At 71.4% G+C, this 2,333-nt stretch carries 1 protein-coding gene; it reads right to left on the bottom strand.

All coding sequences use genetic code 11. The features are described from left to right. Positions 1 to 2,290, bottom strand: a 2,290-nt coding sequence (locus AB0J64_RS57060; RefSeq protein WP_364047158.1) for an SDR family NAD(P)-dependent oxidoreductase, incomplete at its 3' end; no start/stop codon positions are given. Between the last annotated feature and the right edge of the window lie 43 nt (positions 2,291 to 2,333).

Genomic DNA, 2,333 nt, shown 5'->3' with positions numbered 1-2,333 from the left:
CGACGAAAGCGTTGGCGGCCGCGTAGTTCCCCTGCCCGGCCCCGTCCACCACCCCGGCCAGCGAGGAGAACACCACAAACCGGGCCAGATCGCCATCACGGGTCAGCTCATGCAGATACCAGGCCGCATCCACCTTCGGCCGCAGCACCGCCTCCACCTGCTCAGCCGACAACGACGTGATCACCCCGTCGTCCACCACGCCCGCCGCATGCACCACCGCACGAAGGGGATGGGCGTCGGGGATCTGCTCCAGCAGCCCCGCGAGCGCGTCCCGATCCGCCACGTCACAAGCGGCCACCGTGACCTCGGCGCCCTGTCCGGCCAGCTCATCGCGCAGCTCGGCCGCCCCAGGGGCGTCCAGGCCCCGCCGGGAGACCAGCAGCAGCTGCCGCACGCCGTGCTCGGCCACCAGATGCCGCGCCACCAAAGCACCCAGACCACCGCTGCCCCCGGTGATCAACGTGGTCCCATCGACCGGCCAGGCAGCTGCGGACTCCTCGCCGGCCTCCTCACCACCAACCCCGCCTGGCGATGAGGAGGCTCCACCGTCGGGGTCGACAGATTCCACATGCGACAACCGCGGCACCCACAACCCGCCGCCGCGCAGGGCGACCTCCGGCTCACCAGAAGCCAGCGCGGCACGCACACCATCTGCAAGGCCGTCCCCGCCACCGTCGACACCCGCCGGTACAGAACTCGCCGATGCCCCCTCCGAACCGGGGGCGACCTGCGCGTCGTCTTCCAGCACACTGTCGTTCGGGTCGAGGTCGATCAGGGTGATCCGGCCGGGTTCCTCCGACTGAGCCGCCCGCACCAGCCCCCACACCGCCGCCTGCGCCGGATCCGGAACCTCACCGTCGGCCACGGCCACCGCGCCCCGGGTCACCACCGCTACCGGCCGCGTGTCCCCCTCGGTCAACCAGCCATGCAAGTCGGCCAGGACCGTACGCAGAGCGTTCCGTACTCGATCGAGCACGTCGCCAGCGTCCTGGGCTCCGTCAGCACCGTTCGTGGAATCGATGATGAGGGTATCGCCGGTGGCGACCGCATCAGGGCGCGCCGACGCCGGCCCCAACTGCCGCCACGCCACTTCGAACACGGAAGGACGGCCGGTGACGGCGGCTCCACCCGATTGCGTGCGGCCCGGGGGGAGCAGCCAGTAATGCCGCCGCTGGAAGGGGTAGGTGGGCAGGTCCAGATGGCGGATGCGGGCGCCGGCCGGTCCGGCCCCGGTGGTCCAGGCCGGCCAGGCGGTCCAGTCCACGCCGGTGCCACACGTCCAGGCCTGACCCAGCCCGGCGACCAGTTGGGCGGCCTCGTCCCGGTCGCGGCGCAGCAACGCCACCACCGAGGCCGGCTCTGCGTCTCCAAGGCCGTCGTCGGCACTGAGGGCGTCAGCGTGATCGTGGTGGGTGAGGGTCTGTTCGACCATGGGGGTGAGCTGGGCGTCCGGGCCGGCCTCGATGAAGCAGCCGACCCCGTTCCCGCGCAGGGTGGTGACGACGTCGGAGAACCTGACCGGCCGGTGCACGTGCTCGACCCAGTAGCCGGGCTCGGTGATCTGCGACCCGGCCAGCCGCCCACTGACCCCCGACACCAGCGGCAGGGTCGGCGGGTGGAACGCGAGCGAGCCCGCCACCGCGGCGAACTCCTCCAGCATGGGCTCCATCAACGGGGAGTGGAACGCGTGTGACACGCGCAGCTGCCGGATGCGGTGCCCGTGCTGCCGCGCCCAGTCGATAACCTGCTCCACCTGGTCGGCGGCACCCGAAACCACCACCGAACCGGGCGCGTTCACCGCGGCTACCGAGATGTCGCTACGCCCGGCCAGTACCGGGACGATCTCCTCTTCACCGCAGCCGACCGCCGCCATCGCGCCCCCAGCGGGCAACGCCTGCATCAACCGGCCACGAGCAGCCACCAACCGACACGCATCCGCCAGCTCCAGCACCCCGGCCACATGCGCCGCCGTGATCTCACCCAGCGAATGCCCCGCCACAAAATCAGGCCGGACACCCAGCGACTCCAGCAGCCGGTACAACGCCGTCTCCACCGCGAACAGCCCCGCTTGCGCGAACACCGTCTGATCCAGCACCCCACCGGCCTCGCCGAGGATGATCTCTCGCAGGCTCAACCCACCGGCCAGGCCACTCACCACGCCCGCGGTGAGTTCGGCTTCCAGCAGCGCGCAGGTCTCGTCGAAGGCGCGGGCGAACACCGGGAAGGCCTTGTACAACTCACGGCCCATCCCAGGCCGTTGGGCGCCCTGACCGGAGAACAGCACCGCCACCCGGCCCGGCCGCACCCGACCTTGCACCGAGGACGGCTCCAGC

Source organism: Nonomuraea sp. NPDC049695 (assembly GCF_040674955.1).
Lineage (GTDB): Bacteria > Actinomycetota > Actinomycetes > Streptosporangiales > Streptosporangiaceae > Nonomuraea > Nonomuraea helvata.
This window is presented reverse-complemented; position numbering and strand designations above follow the sequence as displayed.